Source organism: Paenibacillus sp. FSL M7-1455 (assembly GCF_038004655.1).
Lineage (GTDB): Bacteria > Bacillota > Bacilli > Paenibacillales > Paenibacillaceae > Paenibacillus_AQ > Paenibacillus_AQ cookii.
This window is the reverse complement of the sequence record NZ_JBBORO010000001.1, coordinates 2,620,302-2,646,827: the sequence shown is the minus strand read 5'-3', so window position 1 is coordinate 2,646,827 and position 26,526 is coordinate 2,620,302. Positions and strand designations below refer to the sequence as shown.

Genomic DNA, 26,526 nt, shown 5'->3' with positions numbered 1-26,526 from the left:
ATTATTTTTATGGTGCATATGTAAACACTTTTTCCGCTTTACTGTACCCGCAACCCGTACGCAACTTGATCGTGGCATATGAGTAAAAACAGGGACACCCGGGAGAACGGATGTCCCTGTTTTCGTGAATGCACATACCGAAACGTTGATCATTAACCAATCCAATCATTTCATGCCATCGTTTCGCAACCCCCATGCCGCGATCCAGGCGACGGCCGCGACCGCAGTCGTGATGAAAAACGCGTCGGAATAAGCTCCGGCCCCCTCCCCGTACCAAGGATTAAAGGGATGCGCCGCGTCCCGCCGCGCCGATAAAACGGCCCCGATCAACCCCGCTCCCGTTCCGGCGCCAAGGTAGAGCGAGCCTTGGAAGATCCCGACTCCCACGCCGACCTGATCTTTCGCCACAGCGCTGACGGCTGCGCTATTCGCCGGGGAGTTCAACAGCGCAAAAGCAATTCCCGCCCCTAATACGCCTACCGAAACAAGGACAGGAGAGTTTCCTGCAGCATAGGTCGACAAAAAGAATGTGGATATGCCCATCATGCTTGCACCCGCAACGATCAACCGTTTCGTCCCTACCCGATCCGACAGGCGGCCAATGACCGGAGAAAAGGCCGCGACGGCCGCTCCTCCCGGCAGCAACACCAGCCCTGCCTGGCCGGGGGAAAGCCCGTTCGCCTCCACGACCAGCAGCGGAACGAATACAAGCACGGCGAAATAGGCAAACATCGAGCACATTGAAACGATCAGTGCGCATACATAAACTCGGTTCGCAAACAGAACGGGCGGGACGAACGGATCATCCGCGGCATGGATACGCCAGACGAAGCAGATCAAAGCCGCAACCGAACCTGCAAAACTTCCGAGCGACGACACTGAAGCAAACCCGGCTGCTTCCCCTTGAGTCACGCCAAAAAGCAGAAGCCCGGCGGTCAGCCCCAGCAGCGCGCCGCCAAGAACATCAAACGGTCGCCGCTTTTCTTGCCCGGCGGCAGCACCTTCGAAACGGCGACGACCGAAAGGACGGGAATTGCCGCCATCCCGGCTCCCTGGATCATTCTCCCCGCAACAAGAACGATTAGATTCGGGGCGAGAGCGCAAATCAGGCTCCCGGACGACAGAATGCCGACCGCAATGATAAATAGCTTTTTCAAATCGAAAAAATCCGACATTCTTCCGTACAAAGGAACCCCGATCGCCAGAATAAGCGCGACGCCGCTGACCACCCAGCTAATGCGGGCTTTTGAAGCTCCCAGTTGTTCGCCGATAAGCGGGAGCACGGGATTTACCATATCCACCGTAATCGCCGCCACAAGAACGGATAATGCCAATGTCATGACGATGAGTGTTATTTTTCCTTGGCTGAGTCGTGGGATAAGTGCTTCATTTGAGTTGTTTCTAACCATTGGATTGCCTCCTAAAAAATGATTTATGTTTTTTAGGAGGCCGCATCCACTGCTTCCTTCGTCAATGTTTCTCACCCCTTCCCCTTGGTTCACCATGAACCCGTTGTTTCAAACAAAAACTTGCAAACCTTCATTTTCACGCCAAAAAGTCGCAAAAAAAAGACACCGGAATTCCGGTGCCCATCTTACGTTTAATGTTATCAGCCCATCACTGCACATGAACCAGCCGCAGCTTGAATTCACGCATCAGTTAACACGAGAGAGGCATAAAAACGTACAGACACCGTATTCGCAGATTTAATTGCAGCGCAGCTTAAAAATGGGCAGACGTATCCCGTCGAATGCAAATTTCCCGATTTTTTTACGGATAAACCGATCCAAGCCGGTACGAATACAGATCTCATCGCTTTTGGCCTCCTTTCAACTTAATTAAAGTCATTGTATCCGAAAGCGGTTAGGTACACAACCTTTGGCCCGCTCGGATCCAAAACCCGGCTTGTTCGACTTTCCCATGGATGCATGACTGACGCTTCTTTATCGCTCCAACACTTCACTCAAGCCTTGCTTGAGTCCTTCGACGTCAAGACCGTCGACCGCAAAAGCCATGCGCACCAGCTCCGGCGAAACGAATTCGTCGTACTTCCCCAAATAGGGCGCTTCATCAGGCCCGAGCAGCATTAACGGATCCGTGCAGGACGCGCATTCCTGAAGGATTTGCTCCAATAACGTCCGGCTGTCCGCTTGGCCGGCAACGACAAAATAATATGGCTCCATCGGCACGATCGAACGCAGCGACAGGCGCTCGGCAAGATTATGTTTAAGCAGCCGTTCGAGCGTCCGGAACTGCTTGCTCCCGATCCACGGCAATACGAACAGCGAGTCGCCGCCGGCCGGGATGACGGGCGACTTCAGCAGCCCGCTTTCTTTCGCCAGCCTGCGCGCCCGTTCCAACCGGTTTACGGCCTGCGGCGACAGGTACGAATAAATGGCGGTGTCCATCAGCACTTCGCGCATTTTCCGCACGACCAGCGTATGAATATCCCCTCCGCCGCCAAGCCACAACGTATCGACTTTGCCCAGCGCCGCTTTGACATAGACGGCTTTATGCTTCGTATCGACTTCCGTTACTTTCCACAATTTTCCCGCCAATGAAAAACAATACCCGGGCGGCGGCACCGTCGTAATCGAGCCGATTTCCTCCGTGCCGTTGTAGACCGCATGCTCCTCGTCATCCTTGAATACGGCGTAAAAACGGAAATTGTTGACGATTTTTTCTCCCGTCAGGCCGATGATCAAACTTTGCTGTTCCGTCCACTGCACATGGTCGGTTTGCAGCAAATAATTCAAAAACGTTTTATACGCAGCGGCCGGAATTTGCTTGAACGATGGCAGCGAAAGCACGTATGCCGCCAGTTCGGCCGGCGTTGCTTCCCCCATGCTTTTCAGGATGCTCATCGTCTGGTGGTATAAAAGCCCGATCGGCATTTTCCGGATGTCCAGCGGCTCCACCCACCGGTCGCGGACGTACAGCTCGATCACGGCGATGGCGCGCAGCAGCGTCCAAGGCATTCGCGCCGGCAGCGGAGCGTCTTCGTCTTCCTCTTCCGGGCATACAAACAGCATCTCCGACGGCGCGTCGTTCCGACGGCCGGAACGCCCCAGCCGCTGCACGAAGCTCGAAGCGCTGTAAGGGGCGCCAAGCTGCACGACGCGCTCGAGCTCGCCAAGGTCGATGCCCAGCTCCAACGTCAGCGTGGCAGCGGCCACGGCCGGACCGGGCCCGTTTTTCAGCGCGGCTTCCGCCTCCTCGCGCAGCATGGCGGAGATGCTGCCGTGATGCACGTGGAAGACGTCCGGCTGATGGCGCTGGACTGCCACCCTTCGCAGCTCCAGCGTCGTGAGTTCGGCATCCGATCGGCTGTTGGTAAAAATGAGCGCTTTTTTCAAATGGGTGCTGTCGTATACGAAGTTATAGTAGGCTTTGCGCGCGTTTTGCAAGTGCTCCGCCTGCTCCTCGTCCCTGGCGTCCGGAAACGAAAAATGCTCCACGCGCAGCCTAACCTTGCGTCCGCCAGGCACCGAAACGGCCTCCACGGGCCGGCTGCCGCCTGCGCCAAGCCATGCTTTCGCCGCCTCGTAGTCGCTTAACGTCGCGGACAAGCCTACGCGCCTTGGCGAGCAGCTTGTCATTTTTTCGATCCGGGCGATTTGGCTGAGCACCTGGATCCCGCGGTCCGCTCCCATAAAAGCATGAACCTCGTCAATGATGATATACCTGAGATCATGGAACAGCGCCGGGATCGCGTTCGGTCGGTTCATCAGCAATCCTTCAAGCGATTCGGGCGTAATTTGCAGCACTCCGGAAGGATTCCGCATCAGCTTGGTTTTCTCCGTCTGCGACACGTCGCCGTGCCAATGCCATACCGGAATGTTGCCGTCCCTAAGCAGCTCCTTGATCCGTTCAAACTGGTCGTTGATCAGCGCTTTGAGGGGACCTATGTACAAAATCCCGACGGAAACGGACGGGCGTTCGTGCAGCTCGGTCAAAGCCGGAAAAAAAGCCGCTTCCGTTTTGCCGGACGCCGTCCCGGCGGCGATCAGCATATGATGGTCGGAATTCATGCAGATGTTAAGAGCTTCGACCTGCGCAGGACGCAGCGTCTCCCATCGTTTCCGGTAGATGAACTCCTGAATGAACGGAGCCAAACGGTAAAAGACATGGCTCGCGCCGCCGCTCATAATTCGAACTCCGCCAGAAAATCGTCCAAATCGTCTTGTTCCCGGCACGCCGCCGCAGGCGCGGCCATCCGCTCGCCCAGCAGCCGGCCGAACGAAGCATCCGGATTTTGATGCAGCGTATGCAGCAAATCCATGAAGTCGCGCACCACTTCGCGCGGGGTCAGCAGCTCGTCCGCCCCCAGCCGCCCCACGGCCGTTTCCATGAATTGAATCAAATCCGCGTCGGTCAAAACCGGAGCATAACCGAAATGCAGCCCGTGAATTCGCAGCAGCTTTTGCAGCAAAATCAAAATCTCTTCATGCGACAGCATTTCCAGCTTCAAAATCGGACCGGTGTAGTTCCGGTATCCGTTTCCGGCAAACCTTCCTTCCACCAAGCGCGAACGCAGCGCCTCATAACTGAATAATCCGCGGCGTTCGTCCTCGACGAATTGCGGCGTCCCTCCCAGGAAGATGCCCAAATGCTCGGCTTTGCCCTGCATCGTGTCATTAAACATCGTCAGCAGCTTCTCATAATTGCTTGTCCGGGACACGCTGTTCGATATTTTATAGAGATTGACGCCTTCGTCAATGAACAGCAGCAGCCCTTTGTAGCCGATTTTTGCCACGAATTCCGACCACAGCTTGATATAATCGTACCAGCTGTCGTCATCGATGATGACCGCCACGTCGAGTTCTTTTCGAGCCTCGGTCTTGTTCGGGTACTCTCCGCGAAGCCAGCGCAGCGCCGCCTGCTTTTTCTCGTCCTCCCCAAGCTTGTATCCGTTCCAATAAGCCGCAAGCACTTTGGCAAAATCGAAACCGTGCACCAAATTGTGCATTTGTGACGTCACCGCAAAAATCCGCTGCTCCACCTCATGGGCAAGCGCCGGATCGTCCGCGCGCAAACCGCCGGCCTGCATCGCCTCCTGCTGAATCGCCAAAATCCATTTTTGGAGTATCGCTTCGAGCGCCCCGCCGTCCGGCCGGGTCTTCGTGGACAAGTGGGTCATCAGCTCGCGGTACGTTGCAAGCCCTTGCCCTTTCGTGCCGACGAGTCTGCGTTCCGGAGACAAATCCGCGTCCGCCGTCACGAATTCCCGGTCCAGCGCGTAGTTGCGGATCGTTTGCAGCAAAAAGCTTTTCCCGCTCCCGTAACGCCCGGTAATCAGCTTCATGGCGGCGCCGCCTTCGGCAATGTTGTCCATATCCCGCAGCAGCGCCTCTACTTCCGGCTTCCTTCCCACCGCGATATGCTCCAGCCCGACCCGCGGCACGACGCCCGCCGTCAAGGAATTGACGAGCGCGGTCGTCAGCCTTTTTGGTATTTTCAAATCCGTCATGTTTCCACCCCTTAAACAATTACGCTTTCTTCAACGCTTCCAGATATCCGCTATATTCTTCCGCAACGTCGTCGCCGTCGATCATCAGATCGCCGATCGTTTCCATCGCGGCTTGGTTTATTTCGTCGATCAGCAGCGCCGGCATCGATCCGTGTTTTTCGGCGATCCGCTCCAGCTCGCTGTGTGGCATTCGGGATTTTAATGCATATAAGACCTCCGAATGGGCGGGTCCCAGTTGCTCCGCAAATGAGGTCCATTCCTCGTCCAATAAGGACGTATCCCACGCAAATCGTTGTTGTTCCATTGCAGGTCTCTCGGGGGCTCGTTCGCTGCAGCTTTTCCGTTCCAAACCTTCCTCTGGCCCGCTATGTTCGGCATGATCATGTTCAGCAAGATCCGTTGGCGGCACGGGAATATTCCCTTCCTCATTCCGTTCATGCGCCGGTTCGTCCCATTCCTCGATCGTCAGCATGCTCCGCACTTCTTCGCTGTCTTTTTGCAGCATGGCCAGTTTCTGCGGATCAATGGATACGGCCGGGACGGAAAGCTTTTTGGCGGCAAATTCCTTGTCCAAAAACCGCCGGATCAACGTCTCTGTTTCGCTTTTTAACGTGACTCCCCGCAAGCGTCCTTTAAAACCCGTCAGCTCCCGCAGCTTGTTTTCGGCGCACCGAACCAGCTGCGTGACGTAATAGCGTAACGGCGGGCATTTTCGGATTTCAAGGATCCGCATTGGAAATGTCCTTCCGTACGTTTCGGCGTCATACACGCTGCTGCGGAACAAATACCGCTCGATCTTTTTGCCCGTCCCCTTATAAAAGGTGTCCACGAGGCCTTTTCCCGTCGTTTTTTGCAGATAGGAGTGGACCAGCGCGATGACCTGAGGCGCGTATTCCTCCAACAATCCGCAGCCCTCTTCCGCATAAAATTTGCTTCGCCGCGCATCGTAATCCGACAGCGTCAAAATCTGGTTCAACGTCAGTAAAGCGGGATTTTCGCCCATCATCCTTTCCAGTTCCAGGTCAAACAGTTCTCCCGCCCAAGCCTGACCGGACCTTGCGAGAATGTCGATCAGCGGGACGTCCAGCCGATGCACCAGCACGAAGTCGCATACCCACTCGGCCAGATACTGATTCAGCTTCGGATATCGGTTTCCATAGGCATCCCAAAGGTTCATCATCTGCTCATATCCCTGCCGCGGCCGCTCCCATCCGACGCCATGAATCAGCTCGTACAGGCAGACGAAAATATAGGAGAGGTCGGTGAAAGGAAAACGTCCGCTGCGGACTTCGCTCCTCCAGTAAAAATACCAGCGCCGCTGCGATTCGTTCATCTGCTCGTACGTCGGCCAGTAGCTCATGAACGGGACAAAAGGCGCCTGCTCCTCCGTCCGCTCCGCCATCGCTTGAGCCTGCTGCACAAAACGTTTTTCCTTCGATAGAGCCGCCACAAAAGGGAGCTTCTCTTCCGCCGGCCGCTCCTTCCGCTCCGGAATGCCCAACTCGCGCAAAGGGCCGTTCTCCCCATTCGCAGGCGCGCTCAAATCGATTTCCGCAAAATCCAAAGGCTTTTGATTTGAATTCATGAAACCATACATCACCATTTCACAGAATATTTGTTCTCTTTTTTTCATTATATATGAAAATGGCTTGGGGTGTAATTTTTTTGGCATTCTGTGTGGTTTCTGCAGAGCTGTCTCTGGGAAAAGATGATCTCCTGCAACCTGGTTGTATCTATTTCCTTATAAATCCCAATTGAAGTCTTCGTAACTTTAAACTTCAGATACTAACGAAGAAGAACCCACTCCATGGAGTGGGTTCTTTGCCAAAATCACTGCCTTTACTTCACCGGAATCCTAAACTCCAGTTCAGAAATGTACTGCTTCTCCCCGTTCCGGTAAATATATGGTTTGACGATAACCGATTCCGGGATCGATTCAAACGGTTCGTAGCTGGACGAAAACAAATAATGATCACCTTCTCCGGAGCCGTTTGCACCGAGGTTTTTTTGAAGCCGCCCTTTTTCGTCGGCCACTGATTCCGATTTTTTATGTTCCAACAAAAAAGGCACAATCCTGAATCGGATTGTACCTTTCTAACAGCATGGGCGCCATGCGCCCGCCGTCATTTTGAAAGCATCAGTGAAACTCGACGTCGATCTTTTTGCGGGCATCCCCTTGTTTTTTCATGTGGATTTCCAGCACTCCGTTTTTGTAGGAAGCTTTGACGTCGTCGGAGGAAACGTTCGTCGGCAGCGTCACCATGCGGTGAAAACGGCCTACGTAACGTTCTTGGCGGTGCATATGCTCTTCCTTGATTTCGTTCGTCCGGTTGATCGTACCGCTGATCGACAGCATATTCCGTTCGATGTCGATGTCCACGTCTTCTTTCTTTTCAAGACCCGGAATATCGCACACCGCTACGACCTCGCTGCCGGTTTCGTACACGTCGACGCTCAAATTGCCCAGGTTTTGGCGCATGTTCCGGTAGGCCGGGAAATCCGCATTCAAAAAATGGTCCATCTCCCGTCTCATTTGATCGAGATGGCGGAAGGGCTCGTAAGGAACTAAAGGCATGTTGCTGCATCCTCCTTCTTCATTTTCAAGCTTATTTTTTCCGGGCAATGGGAAATTATGCTCGAAAGAGGCGCCGCGATTTCATTGAAGGAGAACCTCACACAGCTTGTGGTATTTCGCCAAAACGCAAGAAGCCACTCCCATCATACGAAGTGAAAAAACTTCAGCTGTTTTGTTTGAGTATGTCTAGATGGAACCCTATTTTCGGAATAAGTATAATCCAAAGCCCAGGGTATCCCGTCCCCATTGCAAGTAGGTTCTCCTCCATGACCGGATCCGTTCCAGCATGGCATCCCGGTCAGGATCATCCGGGTGTTCATGGCAATAATTTTCGATCGATGAGGAATAGAGCCATTCGTATTCATCCCAATCATTTTCGTCCGCCACATACGACCAAAGCGGAACGAATCCCAATTCCTCGGCAACCTTTACATTGTCTGCATGGCTTTTTAAATCCGTTTCCGATACTCCACCCAGCGCTTGCAGATACTCCTCACTTGGACGCTGTTTCCAGTATCCCTCACCGATGAAGATGTACCCGTCTTTTTTCACAAGACGTTTCATGTGTTGCAGAGTGGATTCCAGTCCGCCCAAGGCATGCGTAGAACCGATGCAAACGGCTAATTTAAATTCTTCTTGTTCACAATTTCCGACGGCTGCACTGGCGTCATCTACAATGAACTCTATGCTGCCATCAGGTATTCTGCTGCTCGCTTTCTTTTTTGCTTCGTCAATAGCTCCATCGTATAATTCAATAGCAACCCCTGAAATTTTGTAATTTTCCACCAAACGGATTAGCAGTTCACACTTCCCTGCCCCAATGTCCAGCACCTTATCTTGTGGATTCAGCGGTACCATTCGTATGATGTTCATCATCTTCGTTTCGTTGACGGGGTTACTGAATGCATGGTTTCTGTGGGCAATATTTGAAAATCGGTTTCGATCCAACGAGGGCATTCTCCTTTTTACGATTGAATTTGGAATCAGTGATTTGTTCCCATGATTAAATGATAATAATAAATCGTATGAATGCAACTCGTTTTCTTGATAACGCCGGGCACTCCTCCGCATTGAAGGAACCGGGATATTATCGTTATAAACATCCTAGCTAAAATTCAAATCCATACCGTACTGTCTCAGCTTCAACTTTTTGGCTACCGCCTGTGAGGCAAAATTATTCCATGCCGTGCTGTATAAAGCCATCCGCCCCTGATTTTGGATCTCGGCAGCCCAAGCTGCCGTCACCTCCATTCCGTAGCCTCTGCCGCGGAAGTCCGGTGCGGTGTGCAGACTCGCTTCCGCAGCAATCGCTGAGCTTCTGGCACTGCTGCACAAAGATACGACAGATTGATTTTGTACAACCGCGTAAGCGGGCTGTCCAAGGATCACATCATTGACGAAATCAGAAAAATACGGTTCTAAAAGTTCGATATTCATCTGCGTGATTTTTATGGCTTGCGAGGAACGCCCTCTCATGTCAGGGAATACGTAAGCCGGTCCCAGGTAGACATGTTCCACGGGTCCGTCCTTACTTAAAATACGTATAATATCAGCTATATTAACCCGATTTGGAGCATCCAACCAAGGCGCTTTTTCGACAAACCGTTCCAGTTCGTTTTTAACGTCATCAACCAGTGTTTCATGGTACCTTACAACATGGCCTTGCTTGGTGATCCCCATGAAAAAACGGGGCGCGCTCTTCGCGCTTGGTTCGTTTATCGTGGTCATGCGGCCATCCTCATTGTGGTTAAAAAGGACGTTGGCCTGGACTTCCATAAGTTCATGGTCTGACTGCAGAAATGGATGATTCAACTCGGTACCCCTTTATTGAGGGGAAAACGCTGGTTTTTGGGCTAGTAGGCGCGATCCCCTGCGATAAATTTTGCCCCAATCCTTGTGTTCTCCATCAGACCACCCCTATCAAAATGTAGAAACTTTCCATTCAAAATCCGCTGGAACGCATCGTCCAGGAATTTCCTCAACAGTATATATTTGAACCTTCCTTGATGTCAACGGATGAAATCGTTGCGCGCGAACCACCGTTCCGACCAAAATCCCCCCGCAGGCGTTCGAATCGCCGGACAGCCCGCCGTCATTTTCTATATAGGAACGCTAGCCGCCTCAAGTTTAAACCGATGAACAACGCCGCAAACAGAAGCAGCACTCCCACATCCACCGCGATTTCGCCAAATCCAAGACCTTTATACATCACGCTTTTCAGCGCATCGGCCGCGTAATAAAGCGGCATGATCCTAGCAACGGCTTGAACCCACGAGGCCATTCCGTCCAGCGGAAAGATGCCTGCAAAGAAAACCTGCGGGATGATGACGATCGGAATGAACTGCACCATCTGGAACTCCGAAGCCGCGAAAGCCGAGAGCAAGATGCCAAGCGAAAGCGCCACGAATGCCAGAAGCAGATTGACCAGCAGCACGTACCAGATGGAACCTGCCAGTGGGATGCCAAGCACCAGCGTACCGAACAAAACGACGATGACCGTTTGCAGAAACGCAAACATGCCATATCCAGCCAAATAACCGGCGATAACCTCACCCGGGCGCACCGGGGTGGCCATCAGGCGCTCCAAAGTTCCCGACGTGCGTTCCCGAAGCAGGCCGATACCCGCAATGAGAAACACAAAAAAGAAGACAAAAAATCCGATCAGGATGGGACTGAGCGTATCAAAATAGTTCGTATCCGCGCCGCCATAAACATAATCCGTCGTCATGGCTACATGCGGTTCCGCAGCCTTTCCTTTCTGCAAAGCGGCTTCGGCAAGCGAGGCAGCCGTCTGACTGATTTTCATCCGGATCGCTTTGGAAACGGATGGATCGGTATTTTTCAGAATCAGGTGGATCGCCCGATCCTTCATCACTATCACGGCGTCCAGCTTATCTTTTTCCAACGTATCCTTATCGGCCTGAGCATAAAAAACCACGTCCATGCCCTGATTTTTCATCGATTCGACGATTTGCGCATCCACGTTGACCGCGCCGATTTTTACGTCGGAACCGTCCCCGGTATGCTGGAACAAATAATTCACCAAAGACAATACGAGCAACGGGGCCAAAAACAACAGCGCAAGCGTCCGTTTATCCCGGAGCAGCTGCTCGCAGATTCTGCGGACAAGCGCGCGGATTCTCATGGACGGACACCTCCTGCCTGCAAAAACACGTCTTCCAAGCCGGCGGCGTTGTACTGCCGTTTAAGCTGCTCCGGCGTGCCTTCCGTCAAAATGCGGCCATTCCGCACCATCGCCAGCCGATCGCATTTTTCCGCTTCGTCCATGGCATGCGTCGTCACGACGATCGTCTTCCGTTCGGAGGATCTCAGCCGAGTCAGCTCCTGCCAAATCGATTGTCTCAATTCCGGATCGATCCCTACGGTCGGTTCATCCAGGATCAGGACCGAAGGGTCATGAACCAGGGCTATCGCCAGCGACAACCTGCGTTTCATCCCGCCGGAATAGGCCGATACATTTTTGCCGAGCTCTTGGGACAGGTTCACGAGATCGGCCGCATAGCTTATCCGCTGCTTTTGCTCCGCTTTGCCCATCTTGAACATCGAGGCAAAAAACTTCAGGTTCTCTTCGCCCGTCAGTTCGCCGTACAGCGCATCCGATTGAGCCATATAGCCGATATGCTGAAGCATGGTAAGGTTGGGCATCTTCGTCCCGAGGATATTCACCGCCCCTTCGTCCGGCACATCCATGCCGACCATCATCTTGATCAGCGTCGTTTTTCCGGCCCCCGAAGGCCCGATCAGACCATAAATTTGCCCTTGCTCCATGGTCAAGTTCACTTCGGACAGGACGGTCTTTTTTCCGAAGCTTTTGCTGACCTGGCGTACACTTACTGTGGTTTTCATGGGGAAGAACCTCCCTCAGATAATGAACATCGCGTTGATTATCTTGCACGCCTTTATTATAATCAGGGCATACCGAACCCTCAATAAACAGAAATGCGGAATGTGACCCTTAAACGGCAGGTTCGCTAAAAGTGTTCATTATAAAGGAGGGAATCGATTTGAACGAATCGACGGACCGGCGGGTCGTCCGCACGAAAGCGGTCATTCGCGACGCCCTGACGGCACTCATCGAGGAGAAAGGATTCGAAGCGTTAACCGTAAAAGACATCACGGCCCGGGCGAACATCAACCGCGGGACGTTTTATCTCCACTACCGGGACAAATACGACCTGCTGGAACAAAGCGAACAGGAACTGATTGAAGGCATGGTCGCGATCATTCGAACGATCCGCCCGTTTAATCTGGATGAGCTGCTTGCAAAGGATGAACCCGTCCCCCAAATCGTCGAATTGATCGAATACATGAACGGCCAGGCCGATTTTTTAAAGACGATCCTGGGGCCTAAAGGGGATCCGGCCTTCCATTCGCTAGTCAGGTCCATGATGTCGAAATATCTGTTCGAAAAAAACATCGTCCCGCTCATCAAAAAGGAAAACGCCCTCGTGCCGACGGAATATCTCGTGGCGTACATCAGTTCCGCTCATTTGGGCATCATCCAGGAATGGCTCGCGCAAGGGAAAAAGGAATCGCCGCGTGAATTGGCGCTCATCATGACGAAGCTTTCGATGAAAGGCCCGTTATATGCCGCTGGGGTCTTTCAGGCAATGAAAAAGGCCACGGACGGCACATAGGAGGCATTGCTTTGGAAAAGCAAAAATTAATCCGCAAGTTTGACAAGCAATCGGCGATGTACGAACAAAACACGCGGAAGCGGATGTTGGGCGAATGGCGGAAAAAGCTGCTGCAGGGCGTTTCGGGGAACGTGCTGGAAATCGCCGTCGGGGCCGGAGCCAATTTTCCGTTTTACGATATGGATCATATGCGGCTGACGGCCGTCGATTTCAGTCCGATGATGCTGCAAAGGGCGCGCCGGATTGCGGAAGAGCTGCACATTGAAGTCGATTTGGCGGAAAGCGATATAGAAACCCTCGACTTTCCTCCGGATTCTTTTGACTGCATCGTCTCGACCCTGTCGTTATGCGGTTACGATGATCCTGCCAAGGTTCTGCGGAAGATGAGGAAATGGAGTAAACCTGACGGCAGGATTTATTTGATGGAACACGGGCTTGGAAACAACCCCTTCTTAAAATCGGCGCAGCGGCTGGTGAACCCCGTAGCCCGCCGAATGTCCGGGTGCCACTGGAACCGGGATATCGAACGGTTGGTGCTGGATTCGGGGCTCCGGGTCGAACGCATGGAGCGTTATTGGGGCGGCATGATCCATTTGATCTGGGCAAGGGCGTAAGCATCCAAAACAGCAAAGCCGTCCATGATCCAATGGATCTGCTGGACGGCCCGAGGTCCTGCTTGAAATGGACCAGAATAAATGATGTTCCATGAGTAATCAGATCATGCGCTCCAACGTCTTCAGGAACCAATTCCGGAACGCTTCCTGGTCAATCCCCGTCGCTGCCTGAAGGTTCGGCTCGCCATGGACTTCCATCGTCATGCCGACGGCCGGCCCTTCGGTCACGACTTTTACGCATTTCGGCTCGACCTTGAATATTTCCGGGTTCGTGATGTAGGTTATGGCGCACATGTCATGCATCATGACCCCATGTTCCATATCGCCGTCCCGGTAATGACCGAAGGTGGCGGCGAACATTTCGGCCGATTTGTTGCTGTGTTTTGCCAGCTCGCTGCCTCCGATCAACGCTTTTTGGGTGACGTCCAAACCGATCATGACCAGGTCCAGTCCCGATTCGAACACGATTTTGGCAGCGTGCGGATCGGCCCAAATGTTGAATTCGGCCGCGCTGGTCACGTTCCCGCCGCATAGCGATCCGCCCATGAACACGATGCGCTCGATTTTGTTTTTTACCTGAGGATACATCAGCAGCAGCACGGCCACGTTGGTCAAAGGCCCGATCGACACCAGCGTCATTTTTTCGTCCGAAGCTTCAAGCAAGGAGCGCATCGCTTCGACGGCATGATCAGGCACGACCTGCTGCGTGCTTTCGGGAAAATCGTACCCGTCCATGCCGGACTCCCCGTGCACGTCGGTGCTGACCGGGGCGATTACGAGCGGCGTTTCCATGCCGCGGGCCACCGGTATTTGTTGTCCGAAGAAATCAAGGATCTTCAGCGTGTTTGCCGTCGTTTTGCCGATATCCACGTTTCCGTGCAGCGTGGTGATCAATCGGATATCCAATTCGTTTCGATAAAAGGCCACTCCGAGCGCCGCCGCATCGTCGATGCCCGGATCGGTGCTTAGGATCACAGGAATTTTTGCCATTTTGTTTCCCCCTAGAATTCGATGATTTCTCAATTGCAATCGATCTGGAACCTGTCCACACGGACGTGTTCAAGGTTAGCTCATATGTAGGCAAAGGTCAACCGGGAATGCGCTTACAAACATGATGGTGAAAAAGGAGGAAAACAACCCTACGGGCGATCTCCCCCTTCAAACCTTTATGCGGCGTTTATTCCTTCGTCACCAGTTTCAGCGGCGCCGGAATGGATTTTTCCACCGTTTTGCCTTGAAGCACGTCGTATGCGGCTTGAACGGCCATCTGTCCGATCAGATCCGGCTGCTGCGCCACCGTGGCGGTCAGTTTGCCGTCCTTGATCGATTTCAGCGCATCTTCGTTGCCGTCGAAGCCGACGACCGGGATGTTTTTGCCGGAGCTTTGGATCGCTTCGATTGCGCCAAGCGCCATTTCATCGTTGTGGGCGAATACCGCCTGCACTTCAGGATGAGCCTGCAGCAGGTTTTCCATGACGTTCAAACCTTTGGTGCGGTCAAAGTCCGCCGTTTGTTTGGCGACCACGTTCAGGTCCTTGTCCGCGACTTCATGGAAGCCTTTGCCGCGTTCGCGGGTCGCGGATGCCCCGGCGACGCCTTCGAGTTCGACGACCTTCGCGCCTTTGCCGACCGTTTTTTCGATAAATTCGGCGGCCATCCGTCCGCCCTTCACGTTATCCGATGCGACCAGCGCTTTCACGTCCCCTTTGTCCGCGGAACGGTCCAGCGTGATGACCGGAATGCCCAAACTGTTGGCCGACTGCACCACCGTCGAGATCGCGGCGGAATCCGTCGGGTTGATCAGCAGGACGTTGACGCCTTTTTGCATCAGGTCATCCACGTCGTTGCTTTGTTTCGCCGAGTCGTTTTGCGCGTCGACGACGATCGTTTCCATGCCGTGTTTTTTCGCTTCGGCCACGACGCCGTCCTTCAAGGATACGAAAAACGGGTTGTTGAGCGTGGAGACGGACAAGCCGATTTTGATATGCTTCAAATCTCCGCCGGTTTTGGGTTTAGCCCAGCCCGGCGGTTCCAGGGAACAGCCCGTGGTCAATATCAGCAGAAACGCCGCCAGGATTAACGTTAGCTTTTTCATATGATTCTCTCCCTTATGCCGATTTCTTCCGGTCGATGAGCACGGCGATCACGATGACGATCCCTTTGACCACCATCTGATAGAAGGACGATACGCCGAGCAGGTTCAGACCGTTGTTCAATGTTCCGATAATGAGCGCGCCGATGAGCGTGCCCACAATGCGTCCGCGTCCGCCGGAAAGGCTTGTCCCGCCCAGAACGACCGCCGCGATGGCGTCCAGTTCGTAAGAGGTACCGGCCGTCGGCTGCGCCGAATTCAGACGGGAAGTCAAAATCGCGCCCGCCAAAGCCGAAAGCAGGCCTGCCAAAGAGTAAATCATGATTTTAACGCGGGATACCTTAATGCCGGATACGATGGCCGCTTTTTCATTGCCGCCGATGGCATACGTTTTGCGGCCGAAAGCCGTTTTATGAAGCACGATCCACAGAATCGCGAAAGTAATGATCATCGTAATGGCCGGAACCGGAATGCCGAATTGGTAACCGCGGCCGAACAGCTGGAATGTCATGCTGTCGCCCAGGCCGGTGATCGGGTTGCCGTCCGTGTAAACAAGCGTAAGTCCTCTGAAAATGGTCATCGTCGCCAGCGTGGCGATAAACGGCGCCATCTTCCCTTTCGTGATCATGATGCCGTTGATCATGCCCATGACGCCGCCAAGCAAACAGCCGATAATGATGGCCAAAACCGGATCAAAGCCGGCCACGAGCATATTGGCGACGAAGGCGCTGGACAGCGCCAGAATGGAGCCGACGGACAAATCGATTCCGCCTGTCAAAATGACGAACGTCATGCCGAATGCAATCAAGGCGTTAATCGATACCTGCCGCAGCAGGTTAAGAATGTTAAGCGGTTCCAAAAAGCTTGGATTCAGAACCGATACGATAATGATGAGAATGATCAGGCCCAGCAGCGGCCCGAGCTTTTGCGTGATTTGCGAAAACTGGAAGCCTTTGGCCGTTTTTGCTTCATTAAGTGTTGTCATGTTACTGTCCCCCTGTAGCCAGCGTCATAATTTTTTCCTGCGTTGCCTCGTCTTTGCTCAGTTCTCCCGTGATATGTCCCTCGTGAACCACCACGATCCGGTCGCTCATGCCGAGCACTTCCGGCAGTTCGGAGGATACCATGATGATGGCGACGCCATGTCCGGTGAGTTCATTCATCAACTGGTAAATTTCGCGCTTGGCGCCGACATCGACGCCCCGGGTCGGTTCATCCAAAATAAGGAGCCGCGGTCCGATGCCCACCCATTTGGCGATGACGACCTTTTGCTGGTTCCCGCCGGACAGGTTTCCTGCTGCCGTTTCCCGCGAGTGCGTTTTGATCTGCAGCCGCTTGATCAGCGCATCCACGAAGGCGCTCTCTTTTTGCGAGGATATGAGCCCTTTGGTCGTAAAACCGCTCAAGCTCGGCAGCACCATATTTTCGCGTACGGAGAAATCAAGCACCAGCCCTTCGTCCTTGCGGTCTTCCGTAATAAAACCGATCCCCAGCTTCACGGCGTCCACCGGTTTGCGGATCACCGCTTTTTTGCCGAACATCCGGATTTCGCCGCTGTCGAGGCGGTCCAGCCCGAACAATGCCCTCATGATTTCGGTTCGTCCCGAACCCATAAGTCCCGAGAAGCCGACGATTTCGCCTTCGCGGACCTGGAAGCTGACGTCCTGGAACAATCCTTTGCGCGTGGCATGCTCCACTTCGAGCACGACCTCGCCCGGGTTCGGATTTCTTGCCGGGAACCGTTCGGTCAGCTCTCTGCCGACCATTTTTTTCACGACTTCGTCGAAGTTCGTGTCCGGAATATTTTTCGTATCCACCGTTTTCCCGTCGCGCATGACCGTAATCCGGTCGCAGATGGTGAATATTTCCTCCATCCGGTGCGAAATATAAACGATGGAAACACCATCTTTTTTCAGGGATGCGATCACTTCGAACAGCTTCTGGATCTCCCGTTCCGTCAACGCGGACGTCGGCTCGTCCATGATAATGACCTTGGCGTCGGAAAGCAGCGCCTTGGCGATTTCGATCATTTGCTGTTGGCCGACCGAACATTCGCCCGCTTCAACGTTGAGCGGAATGTCGACGGCAAGTCTTTGAAACTGCTTCTTGGCAAGCGCCTTCATCTCTTTATATTTTAGAAATCCGACCGGGGATGACATTTCCCTGCCGATAAACAGGTTGTCAAGCACCGTCATATCCGGCCAAACGTTCAGCTCCTGATGGATAAAAGCGATCCCCTGCCGTTCCGCTTCTTTCGGATTCGTGAAATACGTCTCCTTGCCGTCGATGAGGATCGTTCCCTCGTCTCTGGCATGCAGCCCGGTAAGGATGTTCATCAGGGTGGATTTGCCGGCGCCGTTTTCCCCCATCAGGGCGTGAACCTCGCCTTCGCGCAGGTCGAAGTCGACGCCGGACAGCACTTGGTTGCTGCCGAAGGCTTTATGGATACCTTTCATTTGGATCTGCATAAGGGCTCCTCCTAAAAAATTTTGCGGAGCAAGGCTCCTTGGATTGTTCTTCGCAGTAAAATTTGACTTCGTAAGCTTTCGCTTAGTTTTTGCGAAGCAAAAACTTGCTTCGTAAGCATAGGCTTAGTTTTTGCGAGTAATACGTCCTGTAAGTCTTCGAGCAAAAACTTGCTTCGTAAGCATAGGCTTAATTTTGCGGAGCAAGGCTCCTTGGATTGTTCTTCACAGCAAAATTATGCTTCGTAAGCTTTCGCTTAGTTTTTGCGGGGCAAGGCTTCCTGAACAGCTTCGCAACGCCCCGCGACCGGAAGCCAAGCTCCGGGCTGTTTTAGCCGAAATAAACGCCTGCCTGCAAAATGACGTTCGCAAACGGCTTTGCCTCGCCGGTCCGGATGACGGCTTTCGCTTTCCGGGTCCGCTCCTTAAACTCTTCGTGCGGGCAGTGCTCGATGGCGCAGCCGGCGAATTTGTTCTCTATATAATGGAGCGCTTCGGGATTATCGGTCCCGATTTCCTCCGCGATGACGATTTTTTCGATCTCCATGTCGGATGCGACCGCATTGACGGTTTCCTCGAAACTTGGCGAGCCGAGCGTCAGCGCCAGATCGATTTTGGGGACGCCGTCGGGAACGGGAAGCCCCACGTCGGCGATCACGATCGTGTCGGTATGGCCCAGATCGGCCAAAATTTTTGAAATGTGACTGTTCAAGATGCCTTGCTTTTTCATGTTACAATTGCGCCTCCACTTCTTCGCGATAAGGCATGCCGCCTTGGGCCCCGAATTTCGTGACCGACAGGGAAGCGGCCCGGTTGGCGAAACGCACGCTGTCGTAAATCGGTTTCCCTTCGGCCAGAGCGACGGCAAACGCGGCGTTAAACGTATCTCCGGCGCCCGTCGTATCCACCGTCTCCACTTTATAAGAAGGCACGAGCACTTCCTTTTCGCCGTCGAAGTAACGGACGCCGCGGCTGCCTTCCGTAATGAACAGCTTGTTCGGATATTTCCGCAGCGCTTCGGAAACGCTTAAATCGGAGAACAAAATCGTTACTTCATGTTCGTTCGGCGTAAGGTAGGCCGCGTTTTCAATGACCTCCTCCGGCACCGGACGGGCAGGCGCGGGATTCAGCAGCAGCGGGATGTCCCGTTTTTTGCACAGCCGGCTGACATGCATCACCGTTTCCTCCGGAATTTCCTGCTGGATCATGACCATATCGGCTCCGTCGAAAGCAGACAACGATTGGTCGATATAAGCGGGCGTCACTTCGTTATTCGCCGCTTTCACGACGACGATGCTGTTGTCCCCTTCGGCCAGCACGATGTGGGCGGTTCCGCTTTCCATATGTGTAACCGGTTCCACATGATCGATAGAAACATGGTTCGCTTTAAAGTTATTTAAAATGATGTCTGCGTAATGATCGTCTCCTACGCGTCCGATCATCGTCACATCGGCTCCGAGCCGCGCCGCGGCTACCGCCTGGTTGGCGCCTTTGCCGCCGGGAACCGTTTTGAAGCTTTCGCCGAGAACCGTTTCGCCGGCTCCCGGGCGCTTCGACGATGTGACGACAAGGTCGATCGATGAGCTTCCTACCACAATGATTTTAGCCATGCTGCTCCACCTTTCTCGTCGTATCCCGCTCCGTGAACGTCACGGGCATTTGTATCGTTTTATTGTCTACGTTTTCATTTTCGATCAATTGAATCAAGAGGCTTGCCGCCGCTCTTCCCATATCGTACGCCGGCTGCCGGATCGTCGTCAGCGAAGGCGTCAGCAGCGTGCTCAGCGGTATATCGTCAAAGCCGATGATCTGCACGTCATCCGGAACCTTTTTGCCCAGCCTGAGCGCCTCATGCAAAACCGCCGTCGCCACGATATCGTTGCTCGCAATGACGCCGTCGGTGTCGGGATGTTTCTCGAACAGCTCCTTCGCCCAGGTCCCCGCTTCCGTAAAGGAATACGAAGAGGTCTGGATGACGTTGAAAGCAATCCCTTCGTTCGACAGCACATCGATCGCTCCCTGGTAGCGGTCCTGCGCCGGACGAATATGCTTCGGCCCCTTGATCACCGTGATTTTGCGGCTGCCGCGGGAAAGCATTTCCTGGGCGGCAATCCTTCCGCCCTCCCTGCCGTCCGAATAGACGGATGGGCGATTGTCCGCCGTCCGGTCGAGGAACACCACCGGAATGTCAAGCTTCCGGTATGTATCGTTATCCGGATGGTTCGTGGAAGCGATGACGCCGACCACGTTGTTTTGGACGAACGTCTGAATGTAATCTTTTTCTTTTTTCCTATTTTCATCGCTGTTCCCAAAGATAATCCGAAAATCGTTCGCCTGCATCTCATCCTCCACCCCGCGCGCAAGCTCGGGAAAAAAGGGGTTGGTGATGTCGGGCAGCAGCAGGCCGATCAGCCTGGACTTTCGTTTATACAAGGATCTGGCGACCTCATTCGGCGTGTAATGCAGTTCCCGGATCGCGGTTTCAACCTTCCTGCGGGTATCTTCATGGACATAACCTGTTTCATTGATCACGCGCGATACCGTCGCTACCGAAACCCCGGCATGCTTAGCCACATCTCTTATCGTTGCCATCTCTATTTATCACCTCAATGTGGAACCGGTTACACATATAAAATAGCACACCCCGATTTTTTTGGCAAGCATGAATTCTCATACAAAATACGGAAACGCGGTTGAAAAGCACAGGATATATTGGCGTTATACGATTATAGGGAACGAACCTTTATCACACGGCGGCAGATTACTCCTTACATAATTTGTTAACCTCTGATAAAATTAACCATGATCAGTTATATCCGCTGCCCTCCCTCGTTTTTTTCCGGATGGGGCCGCCTGAAATCTTCTTCTAGGAGGAGGTCCGAAATGGATTCCCGGAATGAAAGACCTGAAGAAACAAGGGAACGTCTGCGGCAGGAAGAACGAAAAAACAACCCTTTCGGGGCGTTTGGAGACGGAATCAACCGCGCCGAACATGGAAGTTTAACCGATTTGACCGGCGGATTAGGATGGAAAGGCACCGGTGTTATCCTATTGGTTCTGGTCATAGGGTATGTCATCTATAATATATGGTTTTGACGAATCGATCGGGCGGGCGATGACTATGAATCAACCATGGAACAGCCTAAAAAAAGACCCCTGGCAAGTTACCGCTCAGAGGGTCTTCGGCGTTCATCCCGGGCATCCGTGAGATGTTATTCCCCCGATAAATGGGAGTCGAGCCATGGCAGCAACACCGGAAGCACATGCCGCGCTTGCATCGCGCCCGTATGATCGAGCCCATCCAAAATCCGCACGTCCCATCCCGCTTGCATCAATTCGCCTTTGCGATGAACCAGCGGAGATACGATATCGACCGTGACGTCTCCCCACTTCTCCCCGTATTCGATGCGATCCTTGCTTCCCGCAAAACAAAGCCGCGGACAGGTCAGCAAGGATTGGGCCTTCCGGTCGTCGAACCCCCGCAAATGTTCGTAAAGCGTGACAAACTGCCTCGTCTGTTTTTCGCTCATGGACACTTCGACGCTGGACCAGTCGTATTCCTCTGAGGTTTCTCCCCATTCGGCCGTTTGCGCCGTTTCGCTCGGTTGGTTGGCGGAAGCAGTGGACAAAGACATTTGATGCGTCGCGTTCGTGACTTTCAGCATTTCCAAGTAAGGGCCATCGATCGGGGGATATCCTCCCATGACCAGTGCCGTGAGCCGGCCGGTGCGGATCGCAAGCTGCAGACCGCTGAGCGCCAGCCAGGAATAACCGTAATAAGCAAAACGCTCCGCTCCCGCCGCATCGGCAATCCGCAGAAAATCGGCGGCGATGTTTTCCGGGGTTAGCGTGTCCGGCTTTGGCGCTTGAAGCACATGCCCCTCGTAGTCGAAAGCGATGACGCGATATTTCCGGCTAAGTTCCGCTATAAGCGTGCGTCCGAGCGCCGGATCGGCTCCCCATTTTCGCATTTCGTCCGCTTGCGGCCCTTCGACCGGAACCGGATTGACGGGCAGCAAAATAGCCGGTCCCTCGCCTTCCATAACGACATCGATCCGGCTTCCATCGTGTAATTCAACGTTCATCTGTCAACCCTCCCCATGATTGGCCTATTCCCCCAGAAACCTGTATTTTCCCGCTTCTAGCTTGGTAATCAAATTCAACGTGTTGGACAACTCGCTGCTTACATAATTTTCCCAAAGCCCCGTCAGCTCCGGATGTTTGGAAGGTTCGGACGGCATTTCCTCCGTAGGCAGCGTGCGCAGAAAGGAAGCCGATTCCTTCAAAGCGGACGCCCGGTCCGAAAGCAGACGAATGACCTCCCCCCTCGGCAGCATGTCCATAAAAGCGATCCCGACGGCAAACGTCTGGATTTCGAAGCTTTGCAGCGCCGATCGAAGCAGGGATTCGAACTCGGCTTTCCCCTGCTCGGTGACGCTGTATTCCGTGCGCGAGGGCCCGAGCTTGACGTGGATTTCGGAAGCCTCCGCACGCGTCAGCCCTTGTGCCTCAAGTTTTTCCAAGGCATGGTAGATCGATCCGGGTTTGACGTTCGTCCACGTCTCGGCCCGCCAGGTGGTCAAGTCGTTGTACACTCCGTAGCCATGGCTGACGCCTCTTCGCAACATGGAGCCTAACACAAGCAGTCGTACCGTTGACATTCCAAACGCTCCTTTCATTGATTTCACATACATCATAATGCAAAACTGATCACTAGTCAAATTTGAATAGATAAATAACGCAAAAAAATGTCCCCCAAAATCAAAGCGATGACTTTAGGGGACACAGATCTATGCCCATTCGATTTGAACGTTTTTGCCTTGCGGCGAACCTTCAAACTCCAGAAATACCGTCTGTGTTTCGGCGTCATAATCGAACGTGACGTCCTCTCCGTCCACGGACGCCCGCCGCGGCGGATGCGGCACCCAGGCCCGGGTGCTGACGCGAATCCCTTCCGGGGATTCCGCCATCCAATGCAGCCCCCGCTCCGATTGGATTTCCTTCCGGATTCTGGACGAGGCGGCCAAGATCCGCGCCTGCCCCCGATTGCCGGCATCGTAATCCAAATCATAAAGCAGCACATTGCCGTTTGGCATCAGTTCCACGCGTGTTGCCAACGACAATCGGTCATCGAACAGCCGAATAAACGATCCTTCCAGCACCACGGGGTCCGCACAGCCGGTTTCGTCAAGAAGATGGGCGATGCGGTAAGGCCCCCGCTGGATGTCGAGCAGGCGGTTTTCCTTGAACTCCGCCTCTTCTCCGCGGAAAGCCAGCGCTTCCCTCAGGCTGTCCAGGACGCTGTCCGCGCCTTCGGCCGTTTCCGCGAACGCAGCCGGATGTTTCCGACGAACCACGACCGCCCCGGCGCCGGCCGGATGCAGTCCTTCTTTCGGGCGGCGCCCAAGCCCAAGCGTTTCGAAAAGATGCTCCTCCGGACGTTCATATGCGCCGCGCCGCGTTTCCCGGTTCCACCATTCCCGGACCCGATGGTAAGGGTCGCTCCCGTCCCCGACATAAATCAGCACGCCGCCCCCCCGGATCCACTGCGCCAGTACCTGATGGATGCCGGGATGCTCAGGCTTCATGAATTCATAGCTTAAAAACAATACCTTGTACTCATCAAGATACCCGGGAAAATGAAGCAAATTATCGTATTGCAGCGGTCTCACCGGCACCCCGAATTTAAGCAGCGGGAGCGCAAGCCCGTAAAAAGGCGACCAATCCAGCAGCTTCCGCTCCTCCATGCTTAACGGGTCATCCGTTTCGGTACCGTCATAACGCGAATTCGAAACTTCCTGCCCATCCGGGCTCGCATCCACGCTGCCCCGCTGAAACATCGCCGAATTGGCAAGGCATAACCCAATGCCTGTACCCGGACGTTCGGCCGCGTCCGCCGGGTATCGATGCATTTCGCCAAGCATGTGCATGACGCTTAGCAGCTTCGTCGCATACCGGCCCGGGATCGGCTCCTTACCGGTGCCGTCTTCCTTCGGATAAGTTCCTTCGAACACGCGGCGCGGCCAGGGGCAAACCTCGTATTGGCTTACGCCCGGATGCAGCAGCGAAGCCGTGACGGTCGCCAAATAATTTTGCTCGTAATCGGCCCACGTATGCCGCGGGTTGTCTTCGATCGGATCATGAAGGAACCACATTTCGCGTCCCGTCCCCCGGGTCAGCTCCTGCATCATGCCGTATTCCATATAAGCCGTTTCAAACGTCCGCTCGCGGCGCACGCCCCGGTAGACGTTCGGCGTCCGGCTCGTTCCCGTCCAGATTTGGGCGATAAAACCGTCGCAGGCCGGCATCGACACAAACAGCGCTTCGGGGCTGACGATCCTCCACTGGGCATAGTTGATCAGGCTATGCGTCGGGATGTAAAAGCGCACGGTCCGGCCATAGGTCGCAAGCGCGTATTCCTTCATGGCGCTGCAAATCCGGTCCATCGCCCGGTAATACATCGCCGCTTTCAGCTTGGAAGCCCGGTACTGCGCGTCATGGGAGGCATGGGGCGGAATCCATTCTTCCCCGTAGACGTTCAGCCACTCCCGCTTGAACGCTTCGGAATAGCCGGCCGCCGCCCAAAATTCCGGCTCCTCCATATGGATCGCCTCCACGCCGGCATCGATCGCCTTTTTGATATGCGTGGACAGATAATCCGCAAAAGAAACGGTCGGCACCATGTAGGGAACGTCCACGTTATGAAGCAGATGCTTCCCGGCGCGGTCCGTCTGGGCTTCGTCCCAATGATTCCGTCCGTCGAACCGGCCGTACAAATAATCCTGGTAATCGCCCCAAGCCACGCCCGTCATCAAATGTACGGCATATCCGGCTTGCTTCCAGCCGGCGATGCGTTCGGGCAAATCGTCCGAAATCCCGTACACCATCACGAAATCGGTCCGCAGGTCGTATTTCGGCCCGTAGGGCCTGGCTTCCTGGAATCCCGTCCATTCCGGAGCAGCCTTGGCTGATCGTTTCACCACCGTTTTCCTCCTTAGTTCGGCATGGCGAGTTTGACGACTTCCTTCCCTTTCAGCTCCTCGTTCACGAACTTCATCGCGTCGTCATATCCGGTTTTTTTGATCTGATCGCGAAGATCGTTAATGACCTTCAGCGCCGCATCGTCCGATTTGGCGAAAATCGCCTGCTTCCACACGTCGCCCACTTGGTCCATGGAAGGTTTGAGCGCTTCCCAACCCGGCGCTTTCGTGATGACGTCGCCGGGATTAAACGCGGAGATGACGCTGATGCCGTTCGGCCGCAAAATTTTACGCGCGTTGTCCATCGCTTTCAAGCGTTCCTGATCCGCCCAGATGTCACCGCCGCCCACCGAGTTGATGCGGTCCATTCCCGTCATGTTTTCGAGGCCGATGCCGATGCCTTCGTTTTTCTTCACTTTCCCGGTCGTATCTTCGTAAAACTTGTCGAACCATTCCTTTTTGGCTGCCGGTTTGCCGTCGACCTTTTCCCAATGCACCCCTTCGACACCGTATCTTACGAGCATGAACCCTTCGTCCGAAGCCAGGAAGTCCAGCAGCTTGAGGGCGGCGTCGACGTTTTTGGCCTTTTTCGTGATGACCGTCACGTTGTTGCCCTGGATCGAAAGATCCACCGGACGGTTCGGCTCCGCCCCGGCTCTTTCGAGCGGACCGACCGGCACGTAATCCGAGCCCGGATGGGACTTCACGTAATCCTTGGACGCATCGAGAATGGCAGGATAATGCGCGGCCAATACCGCGATGCGGCCCTGTTTGATTTTTTCGTTCGCGATCGGGTCCGTTTGGGTGAACGCTTCCGGATCGAGCAGGCCTTCGGCGATCAGCTTGCGGTAGTACAACGTGTAATCTTCATAGGCTTTGGTGAAAAAGACGTTTTCGAGCGATCCGTCGCCTTTGTCGACGTAGCTGGTGCCGTAAAACATGGTGCTCCCGATGCCCACGGCCCATCCGTCATGGAAGCCGCCCAGCGGCAGTACCGGCATGCCGTTTTCGGTAAGGTTCGCGTCCTTGATTTTTTTCAGGAACTGGTACAAGTCCTCTTTCGTTTTGACCGATTGCGGATCGACCCCGACCTTTTCCGCGATGTCCTTGCGCACGTAAAAGCCGTAAAGCCAATCGTTGACGTCATCCCCCGTCGCCGGATGGTTCTGATACAGCATGTATTTTTTGCCGTCGATGCCTCCGATCGCTTTTTCGTAAAGCGCCGGCGGAACGTTTTCCTTGGCGATCGCCTTGGCGAGGTTCGGGTACTTGTCGATTTTGTCGGTCAGATCCACCAATTGTCCTTCCTTGGCGGCTTTGATGATCCCGTCCAATTCGCCTCCCCATGCGGGTCCGGTATAAATGTCGGGTAAATCCTGCGTCGCGAAAATCTGGTTGACCTTCTCCACCTCGCTGCCTTTCGTATAGTCGATCTTGATTTTGATCCCCGTTTTTTCTTCGATGGCTTTCGTGACGGGCGTCGTATCGGTGTCCGGTCCGGACGAACCGTTCCAGTTGTTCAGGATCGTCAGCGACACGGCGTCCCCGTCCGCGGAATCCCCGCCGCCTCCTCCTCCGCATCCGTAAAGCAAGCTTGCAAGCATCATGGCCGACAACAGTGAACCTACCGTTTTCATACGAAATTTCGCCATATAGACCCTCCCTGAAAATG

At 54.0% G+C, this 26,526-nt stretch carries 23 protein-coding genes and 1 pseudogene; 3 read left to right on the top strand and 21 right to left on the bottom strand.

The window, feature by feature from the left end; all coding sequences use genetic code 11:
- Positions 1–165: 165 nt before the first annotated feature.
- From NYE48_RS12155 to NYE48_RS12110, 10 genes and pseudogenes are all read right to left on the bottom strand, one after another.
- A pseudogene (locus tag NYE48_RS12155) lies at positions 166–1,409 on the bottom strand (MFS transporter).
- A 534-nt stretch (positions 1,410–1,943) separates the two neighbouring features.
- Positions 1,944–4,148 carry a DEAD/DEAH box helicase gene (locus tag NYE48_RS12150; protein ID WP_340998872.1) on the bottom strand — a complete coding sequence of 735 codons (2,205 nt, stop codon included), beginning with the start codon at positions 4,146–4,148 and terminating at the stop codon, positions 1,944–1,946.
- Complete coding sequence (locus NYE48_RS12145; protein WP_340998871.1) at positions 4,145–5,470, bottom strand: ATP-binding protein; 1,326 nt, start codon at positions 5,468–5,470, stop codon at positions 4,145–4,147. The genes NYE48_RS12150 and NYE48_RS12145 overlap by 4 nt, the downstream gene beginning before the upstream one ends.
- Positions 5,471–5,489: 19 nt before the next feature.
- Positions 5,490–7,055 (bottom strand): TerB N-terminal domain-containing protein, encoded by a 1,566-nt coding sequence (locus NYE48_RS12140; RefSeq protein WP_340998870.1) that lies wholly within the window; start codon positions 7,053–7,055, stop codon positions 5,490–5,492.
- Between the two features lie 254 nt (positions 7,056–7,309).
- Positions 7,310–7,531 carry a DUF5643 domain-containing protein gene (locus tag NYE48_RS12135; protein WP_340998868.1) on the bottom strand — a complete coding sequence of 74 codons (222 nt, stop codon included), beginning with the start codon at positions 7,529–7,531 and terminating at the stop codon, positions 7,310–7,312.
- 76 nt (positions 7,532–7,607) lie between these two features.
- Positions 7,608–8,045 (bottom strand): Hsp20/alpha crystallin family protein, encoded by a 438-nt coding sequence (locus NYE48_RS12130; protein WP_340998866.1) that lies wholly within the window; start codon positions 8,043–8,045, stop codon positions 7,608–7,610.
- A 198-nt stretch (positions 8,046–8,243) separates the two neighbouring features.
- Positions 8,244–8,993: an SAM-dependent methyltransferase gene (locus NYE48_RS12125; RefSeq protein WP_340998863.1), complete on the bottom strand. Its 750-nt coding sequence runs from the start codon at positions 8,991–8,993 to the stop codon at positions 8,244–8,246.
- A gap of 156 nt (positions 8,994–9,149) precedes the next feature.
- Positions 9,150–9,857 carry a GNAT family N-acetyltransferase gene (locus NYE48_RS12120; protein ID WP_340998861.1) on the bottom strand — a complete coding sequence of 236 codons (708 nt, stop codon included), beginning with the start codon at positions 9,855–9,857 and terminating at the stop codon, positions 9,150–9,152.
- A gap of 280 nt (positions 9,858–10,137) precedes the next feature.
- Positions 10,138–11,190 (bottom strand): ABC transporter permease, encoded by a 1,053-nt coding sequence (locus NYE48_RS12115; RefSeq protein ID WP_340998858.1) that lies wholly within the window; start codon positions 11,188–11,190, stop codon positions 10,138–10,140.
- Entirely contained in the window at positions 11,187–11,912 is a 726-nt protein-coding gene (locus NYE48_RS12110; RefSeq protein WP_340998855.1) for an ABC transporter ATP-binding protein, read from the bottom strand. The genes NYE48_RS12115 and NYE48_RS12110 overlap by 4 nt, the downstream gene beginning before the upstream one ends.
- Before the next feature lie 158 nt (positions 11,913–12,070).
- On the opposite strand from NYE48_RS12110, the gene NYE48_RS12105 reads away from it, so the two are divergent.
- Both NYE48_RS12105 and NYE48_RS12100 read left to right on the top strand, forming a co-directional pair.
- Positions 12,071–12,703: a TetR/AcrR family transcriptional regulator gene (locus tag NYE48_RS12105; protein WP_212947577.1), complete on the top strand. Its 633-nt coding sequence runs from the start codon at positions 12,071–12,073 to the stop codon at positions 12,701–12,703.
- 11 nt (positions 12,704–12,714) lie between these two features.
- The gene (locus NYE48_RS12100; protein WP_036709313.1) at positions 12,715–13,317 is read left to right on the top strand and encodes a class I SAM-dependent methyltransferase; all 603 of its coding nucleotides are present in this window, start codon (positions 12,715–12,717) and stop codon (positions 13,315–13,317) included.
- A 99-nt stretch (positions 13,318–13,416) separates the two neighbouring features.
- Here the strand turns inward: NYE48_RS12100 and NYE48_RS12095 are convergent, their stop codons facing one another.
- The 7 genes from NYE48_RS12095 to NYE48_RS12065 all read right to left on the bottom strand — a co-directional run bounded on the left by NYE48_RS12095 (position 13,417) and on the right by NYE48_RS12065 (position 20,466).
- The gene (locus NYE48_RS12095; protein WP_212947579.1) at positions 13,417–14,307 is read right to left on the bottom strand and encodes a nucleoside hydrolase; all 891 of its coding nucleotides are present in this window, start codon (positions 14,305–14,307) and stop codon (positions 13,417–13,419) included.
- A 187-nt stretch (positions 14,308–14,494) separates the two neighbouring features.
- Positions 14,495–15,412 (bottom strand): ribose ABC transporter substrate-binding protein RbsB, encoded by a 918-nt coding sequence (rbsB, locus tag NYE48_RS12090; RefSeq protein ID WP_036709308.1) that lies wholly within the window; start codon positions 15,410–15,412, stop codon positions 14,495–14,497.
- A gap of 13 nt (positions 15,413–15,425) precedes the next feature.
- Positions 15,426–16,394, bottom strand: coding sequence for a ribose ABC transporter permease RbsC (rbsC, locus tag NYE48_RS12085; RefSeq protein ID WP_036709305.1), 969 nt, complete (start codon positions 16,392–16,394; stop codon positions 15,426–15,428).
- A gap of 1 nt (position 16,395) precedes the next feature.
- Entirely contained in the window at positions 16,396–17,877 is a 1,482-nt protein-coding gene (locus NYE48_RS12080; protein ID WP_212947580.1) for a sugar ABC transporter ATP-binding protein, read from the bottom strand.
- A 328-nt stretch (positions 17,878–18,205) separates the two neighbouring features.
- Positions 18,206–18,604, bottom strand: coding sequence for a D-ribose pyranase (gene rbsD, locus NYE48_RS12075; protein ID WP_036709301.1), 399 nt, complete (start codon positions 18,602–18,604; stop codon positions 18,206–18,208).
- 1 nt (position 18,605) lies between these two features.
- Positions 18,606–19,484: a ribokinase gene (rbsK, locus tag NYE48_RS12070; RefSeq protein ID WP_036709297.1), complete on the bottom strand. Its 879-nt coding sequence runs from the start codon at positions 19,482–19,484 to the stop codon at positions 18,606–18,608.
- Positions 19,477–20,466 carry a LacI family DNA-binding transcriptional regulator gene (locus NYE48_RS12065; protein ID WP_036709294.1) on the bottom strand — a complete coding sequence of 330 codons (990 nt, stop codon included), beginning with the start codon at positions 20,464–20,466 and terminating at the stop codon, positions 19,477–19,479. Before NYE48_RS12065 ends, rbsK begins: the two co-directional genes overlap by 8 nt.
- A gap of 291 nt (positions 20,467–20,757) precedes the next feature.
- Between NYE48_RS12065 and NYE48_RS12060 the strand changes: the two genes are divergently transcribed.
- Positions 20,758–20,970 carry a DUF6366 family protein gene (locus NYE48_RS12060; protein ID WP_212947582.1) on the top strand — a complete coding sequence of 71 codons (213 nt, stop codon included), beginning with the start codon at positions 20,758–20,760 and terminating at the stop codon, positions 20,968–20,970.
- 116 nt (positions 20,971–21,086) lie between these two features.
- Here NYE48_RS12060 and NYE48_RS12055 read toward each other — a convergent pair whose 3' ends face one another.
- The 4 genes from NYE48_RS12055 to NYE48_RS12040 form a co-directional block, all read right to left on the bottom strand.
- The gene (locus NYE48_RS12055; RefSeq protein ID WP_212947584.1) at positions 21,087–21,959 is read right to left on the bottom strand and encodes an alpha/beta fold hydrolase; all 873 of its coding nucleotides are present in this window, start codon (positions 21,957–21,959) and stop codon (positions 21,087–21,089) included.
- A 24-nt stretch (positions 21,960–21,983) separates the two neighbouring features.
- The gene (locus NYE48_RS12050; protein ID WP_036709289.1) at positions 21,984–22,535 is read right to left on the bottom strand and encodes a PadR family transcriptional regulator; all 552 of its coding nucleotides are present in this window, start codon (positions 22,533–22,535) and stop codon (positions 21,984–21,986) included.
- A 129-nt stretch (positions 22,536–22,664) separates the two neighbouring features.
- Positions 22,665–24,857: a hypothetical protein gene (locus NYE48_RS12045; protein WP_340998844.1), complete on the bottom strand. Its 2,193-nt coding sequence runs from the start codon at positions 24,855–24,857 to the stop codon at positions 22,665–22,667.
- Between the two features lie 11 nt (positions 24,858–24,868).
- Complete coding sequence (locus tag NYE48_RS12040) at positions 24,869–26,506, bottom strand: extracellular solute-binding protein (RefSeq protein WP_340998842.1); 1,638 nt, start codon at positions 26,504–26,506, stop codon at positions 24,869–24,871.
- Positions 26,507–26,526: the final 20 nt, after the last annotated feature.